The sequence below is a fragment of the Burkholderia ambifaria AMMD genome (assembly GCF_000203915.1).
Taxonomy (GTDB): Bacteria; Pseudomonadota; Gammaproteobacteria; order Burkholderiales; family Burkholderiaceae; genus Burkholderia; species Burkholderia ambifaria.
In genome coordinates, this window is sequence record NC_008390.1 from 3247309 (window position 1) to 3265211 (window position 17903).

Annotated in this window: 18 protein-coding genes; 5 read left to right on the top strand and 13 right to left on the bottom strand. The window is 70.1% G+C overall.

Annotated elements, in window-relative coordinates; translation table 11 throughout:
• Positions 1-204 precede the first annotated feature (204 nt).
• The 7 genes from BAMB_RS14880 to BAMB_RS14910 form a co-directional block, all read right to left on the bottom strand.
• On the bottom strand, positions 205-849 hold the full coding sequence (locus BAMB_RS14880) for an alpha/beta hydrolase (protein WP_011658034.1): 645 nt from the start codon (positions 847-849) through the stop codon (positions 205-207).
• A gap of 13 nt (positions 850-862) precedes the next feature.
• Positions 863-1180, bottom strand: coding sequence for a (2Fe-2S) ferredoxin domain-containing protein (locus BAMB_RS14885; RefSeq protein WP_011658035.1), 318 nt, complete (start codon positions 1178-1180; stop codon positions 863-865).
• Positions 1181-1334: 154 nt separating this feature from the next.
• Complete coding sequence (locus tag BAMB_RS14890; RefSeq protein WP_011658036.1) at positions 1335-2486, bottom strand: VanZ family protein; 1152 nt, start codon at positions 2484-2486, stop codon at positions 1335-1337.
• 19 nt (positions 2487-2505) lie between these two features.
• Positions 2506-3144 carry an ABC-type transport auxiliary lipoprotein family protein gene (locus tag BAMB_RS14895; RefSeq protein WP_408580310.1) on the bottom strand — a complete coding sequence of 213 codons (639 nt, stop codon included), beginning with the start codon at positions 3142-3144 and terminating at the stop codon, positions 2506-2508.
• A gap of 74 nt (positions 3145-3218) precedes the next feature.
• The gene (locus tag BAMB_RS14900; RefSeq protein ID WP_011658038.1) at positions 3219-4151 is read right to left on the bottom strand and encodes an MlaD family protein; all 933 of its coding nucleotides are present in this window, start codon (positions 4149-4151) and stop codon (positions 3219-3221) included.
• 23 nt (positions 4152-4174) lie between these two features.
• On the bottom strand, positions 4175-5086 hold the full coding sequence (locus BAMB_RS14905; protein WP_011658039.1) for an ABC transporter ATP-binding protein: 912 nt from the start codon (positions 5084-5086) through the stop codon (positions 4175-4177).
• Positions 5083-6207 carry an MlaE family ABC transporter permease gene (locus tag BAMB_RS14910; protein WP_011658040.1) on the bottom strand — a complete coding sequence of 375 codons (1125 nt, stop codon included), beginning with the start codon at positions 6205-6207 and terminating at the stop codon, positions 5083-5085. Before BAMB_RS14910 ends, BAMB_RS14905 begins: the two co-directional genes overlap by 4 nt.
• A 281-nt stretch (positions 6208-6488) precedes the next feature.
• Between BAMB_RS14910 and BAMB_RS14915 the strand changes: the two genes are divergently transcribed.
• The 5 genes from BAMB_RS14915 to BAMB_RS14935 all read left to right on the top strand — a co-directional run bounded on the left by BAMB_RS14915 (position 6489) and on the right by BAMB_RS14935 (position 11782).
• Complete coding sequence (locus BAMB_RS14915) at positions 6489-8549, top strand: bifunctional 2',3'-cyclic-nucleotide 2'-phosphodiesterase/3'-nucleotidase (RefSeq protein ID WP_011658041.1); 2061 nt, start codon at positions 6489-6491, stop codon at positions 8547-8549.
• Between the two features lie 14 nt (positions 8550-8563).
• The gene (locus tag BAMB_RS14920; protein WP_041491283.1) at positions 8564-9403 is read left to right on the top strand and encodes a tetratricopeptide repeat protein; all 840 of its coding nucleotides are present in this window, start codon (positions 8564-8566) and stop codon (positions 9401-9403) included.
• Positions 9404-9599: 196 nt separating this feature from the next.
• Positions 9600-10520 (top strand): biotin--[acetyl-CoA-carboxylase] ligase, encoded by a 921-nt coding sequence (locus tag BAMB_RS14925; RefSeq protein ID WP_011658043.1) that lies wholly within the window; start codon positions 9600-9602, stop codon positions 10518-10520.
• Positions 10517-11305, top strand: a complete 789-nt coding sequence (locus BAMB_RS14930) for a type III pantothenate kinase (RefSeq protein WP_011658044.1) — start codon at positions 10517-10519, stop codon at positions 11303-11305. The genes BAMB_RS14925 and BAMB_RS14930 overlap by 4 nt, the downstream gene beginning before the upstream one ends.
• Before the next feature lie 234 nt (positions 11306-11539).
• Positions 11540-11782: a hypothetical protein gene (locus tag BAMB_RS14935; RefSeq protein WP_011658045.1), complete on the top strand. Its 243-nt coding sequence runs from the start codon at positions 11540-11542 to the stop codon at positions 11780-11782.
• A 16-nt stretch (positions 11783-11798) separates the two neighbouring features.
• Here BAMB_RS14935 and rfaE2 read toward each other — a convergent pair whose 3' ends face one another.
• The 6 genes from rfaE2 to BAMB_RS14965 all read right to left on the bottom strand — a co-directional run bounded on the left by rfaE2 (position 11799) and on the right by BAMB_RS14965 (position 17866).
• Positions 11799-12284, bottom strand: a complete 486-nt coding sequence (gene rfaE2, locus BAMB_RS14940; protein ID WP_011658046.1) for a D-glycero-beta-D-manno-heptose 1-phosphate adenylyltransferase — start codon at positions 12282-12284, stop codon at positions 11799-11801.
• A 165-nt stretch (positions 12285-12449) separates the two neighbouring features.
• Entirely contained in the window at positions 12450-13328 is an 879-nt protein-coding gene (locus tag BAMB_RS14945; protein ID WP_006755359.1) for a ferritin family protein, read from the bottom strand.
• A 519-nt stretch (positions 13329-13847) separates the two neighbouring features.
• The gene (locus tag BAMB_RS14950) at positions 13848-15074 is read right to left on the bottom strand and encodes a patatin-like phospholipase family protein (protein ID WP_011658047.1); all 1227 of its coding nucleotides are present in this window, start codon (positions 15072-15074) and stop codon (positions 13848-13850) included.
• 24 nt (positions 15075-15098) lie between these two features.
• Positions 15099-15848, bottom strand: coding sequence for a PhaM family polyhydroxyalkanoate granule multifunctional regulatory protein (locus tag BAMB_RS14955; RefSeq protein WP_011658048.1), 750 nt, complete (start codon positions 15846-15848; stop codon positions 15099-15101).
• A 79-nt stretch (positions 15849-15927) separates the two neighbouring features.
• Positions 15928-16755, bottom strand: a complete 828-nt coding sequence (locus tag BAMB_RS14960) for an enoyl-CoA hydratase/isomerase family protein (RefSeq protein ID WP_011658049.1) — start codon at positions 16753-16755, stop codon at positions 15928-15930.
• Between the two features lie 118 nt (positions 16756-16873).
• Positions 16874-17866 (bottom strand): fumarylacetoacetate hydrolase family protein, encoded by a 993-nt coding sequence (locus tag BAMB_RS14965; RefSeq protein WP_011658050.1) that lies wholly within the window; start codon positions 17864-17866, stop codon positions 16874-16876.
• Positions 17867-17903: the final 37 nt, after the last annotated feature.

Here is a 17903-nt window from a genome sequence, read left to right on the forward strand (position 1 = left end):
AATCGCGCCCGAAGCCGCGCGAAACGCGTGCTCGGGTGCGGTGCGGGACGGGGGCGCCGCGCGGCGGCGGCGGGCATGTGCGACCGGGTTCGACACGGTGCAATACGGTGCGACGCGATGCCGCGCGAGCGGCGGCATCGTGGTGGCGCGGCAACGCCGATGCGCGCCGCGCTACACGCATCGATGCTTCAACGTATCAACGCTTCAACGCCACGCGTCGACGATGATGCGCTTCAGCACGTGCAGCTTGCGATGGAAGAAATGCTCGGCGCCGGGGATCACGACGACCGGCAGCTCCTGCGGCCGCGCCCAGTCGTAGACCGATCCGATCGGCACCGTGTCGTCGGTTTCGCCGTGGATCACGAGCGTGTTCTCGGGCACGTCGGCGACCTGCCAGCGGCTCGCGGCCGTACCGACGAACACGATCCGCTCGATCGTCTCGCCCGCGTCGCGCAGCCGCTTCGCGACATGCGACAGCACGAAGGTGCCGAACGAGAAGCCCGCGAGCACGAGCGGCAGCTCCGCCTGCGCCGGCTGCGCGCGCATGTGCGCGAGCACCGCGAGCAGGTCGTCGGCCTCGCCGATGCCGTTGTCATGCACGCCCTCGGTCGCGCCGACACCGCGGAAGTTGGACCGGTACACCACGTAGTTGAGCTGGACCAGCGTGCGCGCGAGCGTTTGCGCGACCTTGTTGTCCATCGTGCCGCCGAACAGCGGATGCGGGTGCGCGACGAGCGCGATCCCGCGCGGCGCGGCGCTGCCGTCGCGCACGGCATCCGGCAGGTCGACCGCGATTTCGATCTGCCCGGCCGGGCCGGCGATCAGCGACTTCTGCGTATGAACGTTCATTCGGCCGGCCCGCTCAGATCTTCAGGCGATCGACGACCTTGCCGTCGCGCAGGTGCGATTCGACGATCTCGTCGATGTCGGCCTGGTCGACGTACGTGTACCACGTGCCTTCCGGATACACGACCATCACGGGCCCTTCCTCGCAGCGGTCGAGGCAGCCGGCCTTGTTGATGCGGACCTTGCCCGGCCCCGCGAGGCCGAGTTCCTTCACGCGCTTTTTCGCGTATTCCTGCATGGCCTGCGCATTGCATTGCGCGCAGCTCGGACGCTCGGCGCCCGGGTCGCGCTGATTCAGGCAGAAAAAGACGTGGTGCTGGTAGTAGGAATCCATGATGGTGACGAGCGGCCCGGCGCGGTGCCGGGCGGAAAGAGGGGCGATTGCCGTCGCGCGCGGCAACGGATGTGCGGACGATTATAACGAGCGGCGCGCGGCGCTGCCGGCGAGCGGGCCGTGGCCGCCCTGCCCCGCGTGCCGACTCAGCGCATCAGCGCCGCAGCGCGCCCGGCAGCCACGCGTGCTCGACCCGCTGGCCGAGCCAGATCAGCGCCGCGTAGGGCCAGATCCACGCGAGCCAGCGCGCGATGCTGTTGAAGTGCACGTAGCGGCCCTGCCGCCAGCCCGACAGCGTGAAGTCGAAGAACGGGTTGACGGGCAGCAGGTTGACGAGCGCCACGCAGGCCAGCAGCGCGGCGGCCGCGAGCAGCGCGCGCCACGTGGCCGGCACGCGCAACGCGACCAGCGCCGCCGCGAAGCCGAGCTCGATACCGAGCCGCGCGCCCGGCGTCGCCCACACGACGACGAGGCCGGTGCTCGACTGCATGAAGGTGGCGCCCGCCTTCAGCGCGAGCGCGGCCGCGACGAACGCGATCAGGAGTCGCACGCGCGGCGCGCCGGCGCGCATCGCGAGCGATGCGATCGCCAACGCGGCGAACAGCATCAACCCGCCGAGCACGGCTTCCCACGCGGAGTCGGACAGCCAGCCGTCGACGCGCTCGGGCCACTCGCTCACGCGCCATGCGGCCGGCAGCCACGCGAGCAGCGCGTCCTGCATCGAGCCGTCGGCGCGCTCCCACAGCGCGGCCGGCCAGTCGCCGATGCCGAACAGGAACGGCGACGGAAACAGGATCGCGAATGGCCACAGCGCGGCGAGCAGCAGCGGCGTCGCGCCGTCGTTCTCGAACCATGCGAAGCGCAGCCGGCGCAGCGCGCCGCGGTCGAGCAGCGCGCCGGTGGCCGGGGCCGCGAGCGCGGCGCCGAACAGCGCGCCGAGCGCGTTGGCCGCGAGGTCGAGATTCGACGCGACGCGCATCGGCAGATAGGTCTGCAGCGCCTCCATCGCCCCCGACAGCAGCACGCCGAGGCCACCCACGATCAGCGTCGCGGCCACGCCGCGCCAGCGCGGATGCAGCGCGAGCACGCCGAGTGCGCCGAACGGCAAATAGCCGAGCACGTTGGTCACCACGTCGAACGCGGTCACATAACGCTGCATCGGCGCGAACAGGTAGTCGAACGGCCCGATGCCGAGCGACAGCCAGCCGTCGAACGGATACAGCGACGCATAGACGATGAGCGCCGCATACGCGGCGAACGCCTGTCGCGCGAGCGACGACGCGCGCGGCGTGACCGGCGCGCTCATCGCGGCTGCACGCTGCGCGTCACGGGTTGCCCGCGTACGCCTGCACGCCGACCCACGCGGCGATCTGCGACACGAGCTCGTCGCTCGCGGCCGCGAGCGCACGCGCGCCGCCGGCCGCATCGGGCGTGCTCGACGGCGCGCGCGCGACGAACGTGCGCTGGCCGAGCACCTTGCCGTCCTGCATCAGCGTCGCGCGCGCGGTGACCGCGCCGTGACTCTGCGACTCCCCGTCGAACACCTGCTCGAATTCGTTCAGGTCGACCTTCAGCGTCGGCGCGCGCACGCCGTCGGAGCCTTCGAGCACCGCGCCGCGCGACGACAGCGCGCCGCGCAGCCGCTGCGTGAGCAGTTGCGCGGGCGGTGCGGTCCAGCGGCTGTCGCGATAGACGGCCGTGCGCTGCGCATCCGCATACGTGAGGCGGTAGACGAACTTGTCGGTGTCGAGCGCGTCGGGCGCGGCGACGTCGAGCACCTTCAGCGCGGGGCCCGTGCCGGCCGTCACGACCGACGCGGCCGGCCCGAGGTCGTAGCGGACGTTCGACAGCGCGGTGCCATTGCCGGCGCAGCCGGCGGCGAATGCGAGCATCAGTATCGCGAGGGTGGTCGCGGCCGGACGCAGCGCGCGATCAAGGATTCGTGGCATGGCATGTTCCTGCATGATGTTTCCGGTTTCGATGGCGTCAGTGCCCGGCCTCGCTCCGGGCCGGGCGGTCGATGGGCTGGCGCTGCCCGTCATTTGCCGGCCGCACCCGAGCCCGGCCAGACGAAGCCTGCTTCGCCGGGCCCGGGCGCGGCGCCTGGCGAACCGAACAACAGACTGCTCGGGTTGCGGCCGAGTTCACCGGCGACGTCCTTCAATTGCCGCGACGCATCGCCGACGCTGTCCGCCAGCGTGTTGAAACGCGGCAGCGTGTCGTACTGGACCCGCGCGTTCAGGTCGTTCAGCGCGACGCCGACCTGCTCCGCGGCCGAGCCGGCCTTGTTCAGGTTCGACACGAGCGGCCCGTTCGGCTGCAGCAGCGTGTTCGCGGATGCCATCGCGCGATCGACCTGGTGCATCGTCTGCGGCAGCGCGGCCACCGCCGGCGCGAGCTGCTTCGACAGCGTCGCCGCGCCGTCCGCCGCGTGCTGCAGGCTTTCGGCCGTCGCGCGCAACTGCTCGCGCATCTCCGGCGACATCAGCGCATTCGCGCTTTCCGCCGCCTGCTCGAGCTGCCGCAACAGCACGTCGCCGCGCTCCTGGATCTGGTCGAACAGGCTCGGCCGCATCGGAATCTGCGCGATCGACTTCGGCGACGACGGCAGCGGCGCCAGATCGCGGCCGGTGTCCTCGAGCTGCACGAACGCGATGCCCGTCACGCCCTGGAAGCCGAGGCTGCCGTAGGTCGACTGCGTGATCGGCGCATCGCGGTCGACGAGAATCCGGATCCGGATCTGGCCCGGATGCGTGCGATCGAAGCCGATCGACTGCACCTTGCCGACGTCGAGCCCGCGAAAGCGCACGGCCGCATCGGGGAACAGGCCCGTCACGTTGGTGCGCGCGAGCAGGTCGTACGGCACGCGCACGGTGCGGTCGACGTTGAACCAGAACACGGTGCCCGCGATCGCCAGCGTCAGCGCGATCGTGAACAGGCCGGCCCAGAACGCATGTGATTTGTTTTCCATCAGGAGATTCCTTGTCCTTGCCGTTACAGCTCGACGCTCGAGAGCGCCGGTTCGAGGGCGGCCTTCGGCAGCTTCGCGCGCCGCTCGGGCGGCAGCGCCTGCAGTGCGCGGCGCCCGCGCAGCCCCAGGAAATATTCGTGGATGAACGGATGGTCGACGTTCGCGGCCTCCTCGACCGGCGCGGCGACCAGCACCTTGCGATCGGCGAGCACCGCGACGCGCGTCGACAGCGCGACCATCGTGTCGAGGTCGTGCGTCACCATCACGACCGTCAGCCCGAGCGTGCGGTGCAGCGTCGCGATCAGCTCGACGAATTCGTCGGATGCCTGCGGGTCGAGGCCGGCGGTCGGCTCGTCGAGGAACAGCAGTTCGGGCTCCAGCGCGATCGCGCGCGCGATGCCGACCCGCTTCACCATCCCGCCCGACAGCGCGGCCGGCATCTTCGACGCGTGCTTGCACGGCAGCCCGACCATCTCGAGCTTCAGCATCACGATGTCGTGCAGCAGGTCGGGCGGCACGCGGCCGAGCTCGCGCAGCGGCTGCGCGACGTTGTCGAACACCGTCATCGACGAGAACAGCGCACCCTGCTGGAACAGCATCCCCGAGCGCGTGCGCATCATCCGTGCGCTCGCGTCGTCGATCTTCGAGGTGTCCTCGCCGAACACCTTGATCGTGCCGGACGTCGGCCGCTCGAGGCCGAGGATCTGCCGCACGAGCGTCGTCTTGCCCGACCCCGATCCGCCGACGATCGCCACGATCTCGCCGCGCCGCACGTCGAAATCGAGCTTCTGGTGAATGATGTTGCGCCCGTAGCGCTTCGTCAGGTTGCGCACCTCGATCACGAAGTCGTCACCGGGCGCGGCGGCCGGCGGTGTTCCGGCTGCCGCCGTATGGGCGCTGGCGGCACCGGCCGCCGGGTCGTTCGACGCGTTCATCCGAGCCCCACGTTCTGGAACATGATCGCGAACACCGCGTCGGCGAGGATCACGACCGTGATCGACGAGACGACCGACGTGGTCGTGCCTTCACCGAGGCTTTGCGAGTTCGCCTTGATCCGGAAACCGAAATGGCACGCGACCAGCGCGATCAGCATGCCGAACACGACGCCCTTGCCGACGCCGATGTACAGGTTCGCGATCGGCACGACGCCCGGCAGCGAGCGCACGAAATAGTTGATGTCGATGCCGAGCACGAATTTCGCGGCGAGCGCGCCGCCGGTCAGCGCGATGATGTTGGTCCACATCACGAGCAGCGGCATCGCGACGCCAAGCGCGAGCACGCGCGGCAGGATCAGCCGCAGCCCGTGCGGGATGCCCATCACGCGCATCGCATCGAGCTCCTCGGTCACACGCATCACGCCGATCTGCGCGGTGATCGCCGAGCCCGAGCGGCCCGCGACGAGGATCGCCGACAGCACCGGGCCGAGCTCGCGGATCACCGACAGCCCGAGGATGTTCACGATGTAGCGGTTCGCGCCGAATGTCTGCAGCTGCTGCGCGGACAGGTAGCTGAGCACGATGCCGATCAGGAACGCGACCAGCGCGGTGATCGGCAGCGCCTGCGCGCCGGCGCTGTAGATGTTCGCCGAGGTTTCCTTCCACGGCATCGTCTTCGGACGGCGCAGCACCGACAGCGCGTCGAGGATCACGAGGCCGAACATCGCGATGCCGCCCTGCAGGTGCTCGGCGAACGCGAACAGCATGAAGCCCAGGCGCGTGATAGGGCCGAAGTGCACGACGCGCTCGGGCGCCTCGCGCTGGCTGTCGAGCCGCTCGATGCGCTCGAAGATCGTGCGCTGCGTGGGGCTCAGCGCGACGCCGTCCGGCAGCTTGCGGCCCCACACGCGCCACAGCGCCTGGCCGCCGACGTGGTCGAGCCGTTCGATGCCGGACAGATCCCATTCGCTCACGCGCCCGGACGCGATGCCCGCGACGCGGCGCGCGACCGCGCCACGGTTGCGCGCGAGCGCGAGCGCGGTCCATTGGCCGTACAGGCGCACCGTCTGGCCCTGGCCGCCGGCGTCGACCGACAGGCCGGGAGGAGTCTCGAAGTCCAAGGGCGGATTGTTTGCAAAAGGATGACAGCGGCCATTGTAGCGAACCGCCCGGCGCAGCGACGTGAGGATTTCCGTCGCGGCGCCCGGCCCGAGGCGCCTGCCTGGACGTGGGTGGCCTGGATCGGCTTGCCTCGCTGGCGACCTTTCATTCCTCCGTCATGTTTCCTTTCGATACTCTCACGCGCGCACATCAGGCCGTCGGCGCCCGCGCCGTCATTTCGTTGCGCACTTCGCGCTTCATCGTCGCGACTCATAGAACAGAACACCGAACAGGACAACCGATGCGTCTCCCCCCGCTTTCCCGCCGCCGCGCGGGCTCCACCGCCGCGCTCGCCAGCCTCGCCTTCGCCCTCGCCGGCTGTGGCGGCGACGACGTCACCGCTCCGCCGTCGCAGGCCCAGGCGCCGGCCGGGACGACCGCCACGCTCGCGCTGCTCGAAACGACCGACCTGCACACCAACGTGCTGTCATATGACTATTTCAAGCTCGCCGCGGACAACTCGCTCGGCTTCGAGCGCGTGTCGACGCTGATCGCGCAGGCGCGTGCGCAGTACCCGAACACGCTGCTGCTCGACAACGGCGACACGATCCAGGGCACCGCGCTGTCGGATTACCAGGCGCTCGTCAAGCCGATCGGCTGCGACCAGACGCTCGCGATCTACAAGGTGATGAACGCCGCGAAGTTCGACGGCGGCGGGATCGGCAACCACGAGTTCAACTACGGGCTGCCGTACCTGTCGCAGGTGACCGGCAACACGTTCGACGTCGACGGGCTGCCGGCCCCCGCGCAGCAGAAGAAGTGCGCGGGCCCGAACTTCCCGCAGGTGCTCTCGAACGTGATCAGCGCGAAGACCAACGCGCCGCTGTTCACGCCGTACACGATCCTGACCCGCACGGTGACGGCCGTCACGCCCGACGGCAAGACCGTCAGCGCGCCGGTGAAGGTCGGCATCATCGGCTTCACGCCGCCCGCGATCATGAACTGGGACAAGCGCTGGCTCGACGGCAAGGTCTATACGACCGGTCTGAAGGAAGCGGCGGAGAAGTACATTCCGGAGATGCGCGCGAAAGGCGCCGATCTCGTCGTCGCGATCTCGCACGGCGGCCTCGACAACTCGGCCTATTCGCCGACGATGGAAAACGGCAGCTGGTGGCTGTCGAAGGTGCCCGGCATCGACGCGATGCTGATCGGCCACTCGCACCAGGTGTTCCCGGACGCGAACAGCACCGTGCCGCAGTTCAACCTGCCGGGCGTCGACAAGGCGAAGGGCGCCGTCAACGGCGTGCCGACGGTGATGGCCAACTTCTGGGGCAAGCATCTCGGCGTGATCAAGCTCGGCCTGAAGTTCGACGGCCACGCGTGGAGCGTCGACAAGTCGCTGACGACCGTCGAGGCGCGGCCGATCCAGAACGCGGACAAGAGCTACGTCGCCGCCGACCCATCCGTCTCCGCCGCGATCGCCGCCGAGCACCAGGCGACGATCGACTACGTGAAGACGCCGATCGGCTCGACCGACTACCGGATGAACTCGTACTTCGCGGACGTCGGCGATCCGGGCGCGATCCAGATCGTCAACGAGGCGCAGGCCGACTACGTGCGGACCTACGTGCAGGCGAACCTGCCGCAATACGCGTCGCTGCCGGTGCTGTCGGTGAGCGCGCCGTTCAAGAGCGGTTTCGGCGGGGGCAGCGACTACACCGACGTCGCGCCGGGCGCGCTCGCGATCAACAACGCGGCCGACCTGTATCTGTACCCGAACACCGTGTACGCGGTGAAGGTGAGCGGCAGCGACGTGAAGAACTGGCTCGAGACGGCCGCAAAGCGCTTCAACACGATCGACCCGAGCAAGGCGACCGTGCAGCCGCTCGTCAGCAGCTTCCCCGGCTACAACTTCGACATGTTCACGTCCGCCGATCTCGCGTACGAGATCGACGTCACGCAGCCGGTCGGCAGCCGGATCAGGAACCTGACGTACCAGGGCGCGCCGATCGACCCGAACGCGCAGTTCATCGTCGCGACCAACAACTACCGCGCGAGCGGCGGCGGCAACTTCCCGGGCCTCGACGGCAGCAAGACGATCTTCGCGTCGCCCGACGCGAACCGCGACGTGCTGATCTCGTTCATCAAGAAGCGCGGCGCGATCACGCGCGCGGCGGACGGCGCGCAGCGCAGCTGGCGCTTCACGAAGCTCGCGAGCTCGGTCGCGCACGTGCGGTTCACGTCGGCGCCGAATCGGCTCGGCGACGCGGCGGCAGCCGGCCTGAGCGGCCTCACGCAGGTCGCGGCCGACGACGGCTCGGGCAAGAACCTCGCCATCTACGAGATCGACCTCACGCAATGACCATGAGACCCGCGATGCAACCGATCCGGACGATGCGGCCGGCCGAGGCCGGCTTCACCGCCGCCGCGCGGCGCCTGCTGCGCGCGAAACTCCCGCCGGCCGCGTTGCTCGCGGCGGCGGCCGTGACCGTCGCGGCCGTCGTCGCGACGACCGGCTGGCGGGCCGCCGGCCCCGCGCCGAGCGCCGCTCAGCTCGACGAATGGCAGGCGATGGTCGCGCAGGCCGTCGAGCCGCATGCGCTCGCGCAGTTGCGCACCCTCGCACGGCGCGGTTCGGGCGATGCGCAGGCGGCGCTCGGGATCGCGCTCGTCGATGCGCGCGAGCCGGGGCTGCGCGACGAGGGGCGCGGATGGCTGGAAACTGCCGCGGACGGCAAGGCCGACTCATCCGCCGCGCGACGCGCGCAGCTCGCACTCGGCAAGGCGCTGCTGCTCGGCAGCGGCGACATCCCGAAGGACTACGCGCGCGCCCGCGCGCTGCTCGGCGAAGCGGCCGGCCAGGGCGACCCGGCCGCCGCGTACTACCTCGGGCTGATCTATCGCAGCGGCTACGGCACCGCGGCCGACCCCGTGCAGGCCGCGCACTGGTTCGAGCTCGCGTCGCGCGCCGACATCCCCGCCGCGGATTTCATGCTCGCAAACGCGTACCGCGACGGCAGCGGCGTGCCGCGCGACGAGGCGCGGGCGCTTGCGCTGTATCGGCGTGCGGCGGAACACGAGCTGCCGGAAGCCGTGCAGACGCTCGCGATGGCGTATCGCAACGGTGAGCTTGGGCTCAAGCCCGATGCGGATGAGTTCCACGCGCAGTGGATCGAGACCGCGCACGCGTTGAAGCATCCGGTTGTGGCGCCGTGACGGTGCGGCAATGCGCGGCGGGCCGCCAGTCCGCCGCGGACCGACGCACGTGACATCCCGCGATCGAACCAGGGATGCCACGTCTGATACGGGGGGACGGACCGCTGCGCGCGGCGCGGCAAACGCGGCACCGTCGAACGCCGCGGCCAAACCGCCGCCCGGCACGCACCGCCCCCCTGTCGCTACAATATGCGCCATGAACGCCCCCACCTCCTCCGACACGCCCGATACCGGTGACGCGCGCATCGCGCGCAACCGGCTCGAGGCGCACCTGGATGCCGCGCCGCGCGCGTGGCCGCTCGACATCGTCGCCGCCACCGGCTCGACCAACGCCGACGTCGCGACGCGCCTGAAGGCGCTGCCGCGCACCGCGAGCGCGCTGCCCGCGCCGCTGGTGCGCGTCGCGTTCGAGCAGACGGCCGGCCGCGGTCGGCAAGGCCGCCCGTGGTTCGCGCAACCCGGCAACGCGCTGCTGTGCTCGGTCGGCTGCATCGTGCCGCGCCCCGTCGACGCGCTCGCCGGCCTGAGCATCGCGATCGGCGTCGCGCTCGCGGAAGGGCTCGCCGCGCTGCCGCTCGACGCCCGCTCGCGTGTCGCCCTCAAATGGCCGAACGACCTGCTGCTGACGGCCACCGACGACGGTACGTCGCACATCGTCGGCAAGCTCGCGGGGATCCTGATCGAAACCGTGTGGAGCACCGCCGACGCGACCGCCGTCGTGATCGGCTTCGGCATCAACGTGCGCGGCGCGGAAGCCGTCGCCGCGCAGGTCGAAGCGCTGCGCGCGCGCGAAGCGACGCTCGCGAGCGGGCTGCCGCCGGCCGCGCTGTCGGCCGCGTGCGCATCGGCCAACCTCACCGATACGCTCGCCGCCGCATTGAACGCGCTCACGCCCGCCCTCGCGCAGTTCGGCACCGACGGGCTCGCGCCGTTCCTGCCGCGCTGGCACGCGCTGCACGCGTACGCCGGACGCGAAGTCGTGCTGCTCGAACGGGGCGTCGAACGCGCGCGCGGCGTCGCGACGGGCATCGACGCGACCGGCCAGTTGCTGCTCGACACGCCCGACGGCGTGCTGGCGATCGCGGCCGGCGACGTATCGCTGCGCGAAGCGCAATGAACGACCCGCATCTGCTGATCGACGCCGGCAACAGCCGGATCAAGTGGGCGCTCGCCGATGCGCGGCGCACGCTCGTCGACACGGGCGCGTTCGGCCATACGCGCGACGGCGGCGCCGATCCCGACTGGTCGGCCCTGCCGCGTCCCCATGGCGCATGGATCTCGAACGTCGCGGGCGCCGACGTGGCCGCACGGCTCGACGCGCTGCTCGACGCATGCTGGCCGGGCCTGCCGCGCACGACGATCCGCTCGCAACCCGCGCAATGCGGCGTGACGAACGGCTACACGACGCCCGACCAGCTCGGCAGCGATCGCTGGGCCGGCTTGATCGGCGCACGTGCGGCGTTTCCGGGCGAGCATCTGTTGATCGCGACATTCGGCACGGCGACGACGCTCGAAGCGCTGCGCGCGGACGGTCGCTTCACCGGCGGGCTGATCGCGCCGGGCTGGGCGCTGATGATGCGCGCGCTCGGCACGCACACCGCGCAGTTGCCGACGCTGACCACCGACATCGCGAGCGGGCTGCTCGCCGGCGCGCAGGCCGAGCCGTTCCAGGTCGATACGCCGCGCTCGCTGTCGGCGGGTTGCCTGTACGCGCAGGCCGGGCTGATCGAACGCGCATGGCGCGATCTCGCCGATGCGTGGCAGGCGCCCGTGCGGCTGGTGCTGGCAGGCGGCGCGGCGGACGACGTCGCGCGCGCGCTGACGCTGCCGCATACGCGGCACGACGCGCTGATCCTGTCGGGCCTTGCGTTGATCGCCGCGGAAGGGGCGGCGCAGGATTGACGGAAACCGGCCGGCATCGCGCCGACCGCGTCGACGGATGCCCGGCTGCGTTGCTTCGTCACGGGAAGGATGGAAGAACGGGCGCGGTGTGTGCGCCCATGCAGGCAGCCGGCCGCCCACGCGGCCCGGCCGTCGCGAACGATGGCCGGCTGCAACGGCAACCTTTGCCATGCAGCAGGCCCGACTGAACGGTTGAACGACTGAACGACTGAACCACGACGAGGAGTGTCGACGATGCTGCGCTGGCTGATCGCTGTTCTCTTTCTCGCGAACCTGCTCGCGTTCGTGGCGGTGCGCGGCGTGTTCGGGCCGCCGCCGGCGGCCGGCGCGCGCGAACCGGGCGTGCTGTCCCGGCAGGTGCGGCCCGATGCAGTGCATGCGATGCCGCTCGCGCAGGCGACCGATCAGCCCGTGATCGGCGCTCCGATCGCCGCGCCGGCTCTCACGGAGGCGCCGCTCGCGGCATCCGCGCCCTGACGGCGCGGCGTACGCATCAGGACTGCTGCGCGCGCACCTTCTTCAGCAGCGCGGTGGTCGAGCGGTCATGCGCGAACGGAATCGCGAGCGCACGGCCGCCCCAGCCGCGCACGATGGCCGATTCCGGCAGCGCGTCCATGTCGTAGTCGCCGCCCTTCACGAGAATGTCCGGACGGACGGCCTCGATCAGCGACACCGGCGTCTTTTCCTCGAACTTCACGACCCAGTCGACGCTCTCCAGCGCCGCGAGCAGCGCCATCCGGTCGTCCTCGCGGTTGATCGGACGGTCGTCGCCCTTGCCCAGCATGCGCACCGACCCATCGCTGTTCACGCCGACGATCAGGCACGCGCCGAGCGCCTTCGCATCGGCGAGATACGTGACGTGGCCACGGTGCAGGATGTCGAACACGCCGTTCGTGAACACGACGGGCGAAGGCAGCGAAGCGCGCAGGGCAACCAGGGCGTCGCGGGTGATCAGCTTGCGTTCGAAGGTAGCGGACATGATGGAGTTCGGATGGCGTGAGCGGCGCGCGGTGCACGTCGCGACAGGACGCGGCGGCGCCAGATAATGAAAAGCCCGCCGGCGGGCCGGGCGGGCTTCATGCAGGAATTCACTGCGACGATCGCAACCGGCGGAGCGTCACGGCGGCTGCGCCGCCGCGCGGCCTCAGGCCGGTTGGGCGGCCGACGACGGGCCGCTTTCGGACTGCAGGCGGCCGGTGACTTCCTTGCGATAGCGGTTCAGCTCCTGCGCGGTCGCGAACGTGCGCTCGAACAGGATCGACAGGTTGTGCAGGATCCGGTCGACGACCTTCTTTTCCCACTCGCCGTCGAAGCGGATCTGCTCGTCGAGCCAGCGCTCGAGCCATTCCGGATCGGGCAGGCGCGACTGCACGGTGTCGCGCGGGAACAGCGCCTGGTTCACGTGCAGGTTGGTCGGGTGCAGCGGCTTCTCGGTGCGGCGCGCCGACGCCATCAGCACGCCGATCTTCGCGAATGCCGCGCGCGCGACGTCGCCGCAGTTGTTCAGCGCCTTCTTCATGTAGCGCAGGTAAGCGCCGCCATGGCGCGCTTCATCGCGCGAGATCGTTTCGTAGATGTGCTTGATGACCGGCTCGGTGTGCCAGTCGGCCGCGCAGCGATACCAGTGGTTCAGGCGGATCTCGCCGCAGAAGTGCAGCATCAGCGTCTCGAGCGGCGGCGCCGGATCGAACTGGAAGCGCACCGCGTGCAGCTCTTCCTCGGTCGGCACCATTTCCGGACGGAAGCGGCGCAGGTATTCCATCAGCACGAGCGAATGCTTCTGCTCCTCGAAGAACCACACGCTCATGAACGCCGAAAAGTCGCTGTCGTGCTGGTTGTCGCGCAGGAACATTTCCGTTGCGGGCAGCGCCGACCATTCGGTGATCGCGTTCATCTTGATCGTCTTCGCCTGCTCGTCGGTGAGCAGCGAAGCGTCGAACTTGTCCCACGGAATGTCCTTCTCCATGTCCCAGCGGACAGCTTCGAGCGACCTGTAAAGTTCCGGATAAAGCATGGTGTTCATGATGGTCCCACCCCTGTTCTGCGCAATGCGACTTCTCTAAACGTGACTGTTGCCGCGTACGCGCGCGAGCGCGCTTTTCGCAGCCAAGACTCTAATTTTACGCGGGAATCCAGCCGCCGGACGCAGATTCCGCATCCGGCTGCCAGGCGGCCGCGCCGCCGCCTCGACGCACGCCGCAGCCCCGCTCCGCTCGAACGGAACCGGCCGCGCGTGCCTCATGTGGGGGCCGGCGCAAGCCGGCTCGTTGACGAGCCGGCCCCGGCGTCACACGGCTCCCGGACGGGTTCCCCGTACGGCTGCCGGACGGGTTCCCCGTACGGCTGCCGGACGGCAGGCTGCTCGATATGGTGTATACGGCGGCGGCCATGATAGCACGCACCCATGACGGTTCCGAGACGCCGGGCCGGTCGTGCGCCGCCCACGGCGGTGCGGCGATCGGTCGCGGGCGGGCGTCGCGAAAACGCAACCGATCTGTAAGGCGCATTTGCTTCCGCGCCGTTTCCGGCAGCCAGATTCGCATCAGACCCGTATTTCACCCGTCGCGATACCGCCATCCGGCGGCATGCCGGTGGGCGGTGCGCTGCAGCCATCGGCCCCCGCGATCCACTCCGCCAGCGTGTCGCGCTGCGCGCGCCCGTCGCGGTAGCCGAGCTCGATCAGCTCGCGCGTGAACGCCTCCTCGAACAGCAGGTAGCTCGCGAACGACGCGCCGGCCGGCTGGCTGCCGCCGATCGCGCCGAGCAGCCCGCGCATCGTCGCCGGCATCTGCTTCAGGTGCTTCGCGGCGATCAGCTCGATGCGCTCGGACGGCGCGATCGCGAGCACGTCCACATGCCGCCAGCCGCTGTCCACTTCCACCTGCTGCGGCAGGTGCTCGATCATCCGGTTGATGTGCTCGATGCGCTCGATGTCCGCGCCGATCGAGTCGAGAAACACGCTCGCGAGCACCTGCTGGCCGATCTGCGCGAGCGTCGGATAGCCGCGCACCCGTCCCGAACCGTTCGCGGCGGGAATCTCGGGCCGCGGATCGGCCGCGCCGATCACGACGATCCGGTTCGCGCCGAAATGGATCGCCGGCGACAGCGGCGCGACCTGCCGGATCGACCCGTCGCCGAAGTATTCGACCTGTCCGTCGAGCACGAGCGGCACGGCCGGGAACACGAACGGAATGGCCGACGACGCGAGCAGGTGCGACGCCGACAGGTCGACGAGCCGCGCGGTGCGCTGCGCGCGCCGCCATGCCTGGATCGGCTCGGCGGCCTGGTAGAAGGTCAGGTGCCGCCCGCTCGAATAGCTGAGCGCCGTGATCGACAGCGCATGCAGCAGCCGGCTCTCGAGCATCTGCTCGATCCGGTGGAAACTCAGCTCGCGCTGGAGCAGGTGCGCGAGCGGCGCGTTGTCGAGCAGCCCGCGCGGCGAACGGCGTGCCGCCCAGCCGAAACTCATCGCCGCGAGCCAGCGTGCACCGGCCGCCGCGATGCCGAGCCAGTCGGTGCGATACACGTAGTCCGCGCGCAGCGGCTCCCAGAATTCGAGCAGGCGCCGCACGCCGTGCGAAAAATCGTCCGCGTGGCTCGCGATCGACGTTGCATTGATCGCGCCGGCCGACGAGCCGCATACGACCGAAAACGGCACCGTATGCCGCTGCGGATCGGCCTCGCGCGCGATCTCGGCCAGCGCCTTCAGCACGCCGACCTGGTAGGCGGCGCGAGCGCCGCCCCCCATCAGAACGAGCGCGAGCCGCATGATCGACCTGCCATCCGGTTCGCGTCAGGTCGAGCGCTTCGGCGGACGAGTTTCGGGCGACGAAGCGGCCGCCGCGCGCGCCGCGGCCGAACCGGACGGCTTCGCGCGCTTCGCGGCCGGCTTGCGCGGCGCGGCGGCAGCGGCCGGTGCGGGCGGTTCTGCCGGCGTCGTCGGCGCGGGCTGCGCGGGCGACGCATCGTCCGGCTGATCGCCCTGCACGCCCGGCTGCGTCATCGCAAGGCTCGCGAGCTGGTTGAACTGCGCCTGCAGCAGGTTCCACCAGCCGGCCGGGTCGAACGCCTGCTGCGCGGCGTCGCCGGCCGGCGGCGCGTCGGCAGCGCCAGCACCCGGCGCTTGCTGCGCATCGGCGCGCGGCGCGGACGCCGCTTGCGCGGCGGCGATCGCGGCTTCCTCGGCCGCCGACATCGAGCTCTGCGCGAATGCGCCGAACGCACGCAGCGTCGCGAGCGTCGCGCGCTGCACCTCGAGCGCCTGGATCGCGGACTGCAGCATCCCGAGATTGAGCTTGAGCCATTGCTCGACCGCGCGCAGATCGGTGATCCGCTTGTCGAGCTCCTCGACGCTCGTGAGCGGCGCCATCATGTCGGACATGCTCGACAGCGACGGCGGCAACCCCGAGGCGGCGCCCGGAAACGACGCCATCCCGCCGAACGGCGACATCCGCATCATGTCCCACATCCGGTCGAGCATGTCGGCAGGCTTGAAACCGGCAAAGCCGGCGAAAGGATTGGAGCCGGAGGCTTCGTTCGTCATTACGGGCATCCTGGTTGACTGGGTGAGCGAAGCGGCCGGCGCGGGTCGCGCGGCCGCCCTGGTTCGATGATAGCGCGCGTCAGAACGGTGCGTCGCCGGGGAAGTCGGGCGGGCGCCGCTCGCGCAGCGAGCGGATGCCTTCCTGCACGTCGGGCCCCGAGAAGCCCATGAATTCGAGCGCGAGCGACGTATCGAACGTCGGCCCGGCGCTGCGCAGCCAGTTGTTCAGCGCGTACTTGGTCCAGCGGATCGCCGACTGCGACCCGTGCGCGAGCCGCTCCGCGACTTCGTACGCCTTCGGCAGCAGGTCGGCCGACTCGACCGCGAGCGACACGAGGCCGATCCGCTCGGCTTCCTCGCCGCTCACCGGCTCGCACAGCAGCAGGTAGTACTTCGCCTTCGCCATCCCACACAGCAGCGGCCACACGATCGCCGCATGATCGCCGGCCGCGACGCCGAGCCGCGTATGACCGTCGATGATGCGCGCATCCTTCGCGGCGATCGAGATGTCGGCGAGCAGCCCGGCGACGAGCCCCGCGCCGACGGCCGGGCCATGCATCGCGGAGACGATCGGCTTGCTGCAGTTGATCACGTTGTAGACGAGGTCGCGCGCTTCGCGCCACACGCGGGCGCGCACGTCGAAGTCGTTCGCCATCGCGTCGACGAGCGCGAGATCGCCGCCCGCCGAAAAGCCCTTGCCCTCGCCGCGGATCACCGCGACGCGCGTGTCGGGATCGCGGTCGACGTCGCGCCAGATGTCGGCGAGTTCGCGATGCATGCGTTCGTTCGCGGTCGCGAGGCCGCTGCGATTCGCGCCCTCGCCGCTCATCACGATATCGAGCACGCCATGCTCGCGGCGCGTCACCTTCAATGCTTCGTAACCGCCGTATGCGGCAAGATCGGCCATGCGCAGCTCCCGGTGCTTGAGGCGTTTGAAACGCCTGAATCGAGTGTAGCCAAGCCCGCGCGGGCAAACATCGGGCGAAACCCGGCGCGCGGGCCGGGAGCCGGGCTTCGCGCGTGCGTCAGGCCGCGCCGTCGGGCGGTGCGACCGACTGCTCGATCGCGCCGAAGATCGACTTGCCGGCCGCGTCGAACATCTCGATGCGCACGGTGTCGCCATAGCGCATGAATTCGGTCTGCGGCGCGCCGTGCTCGATCGTCTCGAGGCAGCGCTTCTCGGCGATGCAGCAATAGCCGCGCTTCGCGTCCTTGTTCGACACGGTGCCCGAGCCGACGATCGAGCCGGCACGCAGGTTGCGCGTCTTCGCCGCATGCGCGATCAACTGGCCGAAGTGGAACACCATGTCGGTGCCCGCGTCGGGCTGGCCGACCTTCCTGCCGTTCCAGTGGACGATCATCGGCCGATGCACGCGGCCTTCGCGCCATTCGTCGCCGAGCTCGTCGAGCGTCACCGCGACCGGTGCGAACGCGGTGGCCGGCTTGCTCTGGAAGAAGCCGAAGCCTTTCGCGAGCTCGGCCGGAATCAGGTTGCGCAACGACACGTCGTTCACCAGCGTGACGAGCCGCACGGCCTTCAGCGCGTCGTCGGGCGATGCGCTCATCGGCACGTCGCCGGTGATCACCGCGACTTCGGCCTCGAAATCGATGCCCCACTCCTCGGACGCGCACACGATGTCGTCGCGCGCGCCGAGGAAGTCGTCGCTGCCGCCCTGGTACATCAGCGGATCGGTCCAGAACTCCGGCGGCATCTCGGCGCCGCGCGCGCGGCGCACGAGCTCGACGTGATTCACGTACGCGGAGCCGTCGGCCCACTGGAACGCGCGCGGCAGCGGCGCCATGCAGTTCGCCGGATCGAACGCGAACGCGTTGCGTGCGCGGCCGTGGTTCAGCGCGTCGGACAGGTCGCGCAGTTGCGGCGCGTAGAACGCCCAGTCGTCGAGGACGCGCTGCAGCGTCGGTGCGATCGCATCGGCGATCGCCGCGGTGTGCAGGTCGCGCGACACGACGATCAGCTGGCCGTCGCGCGTGCCGTCCTTCAGCGATGCAAGTTTCATGGGGTGTCTGCCGTTGTAGTGACGATGGAGGGAATCT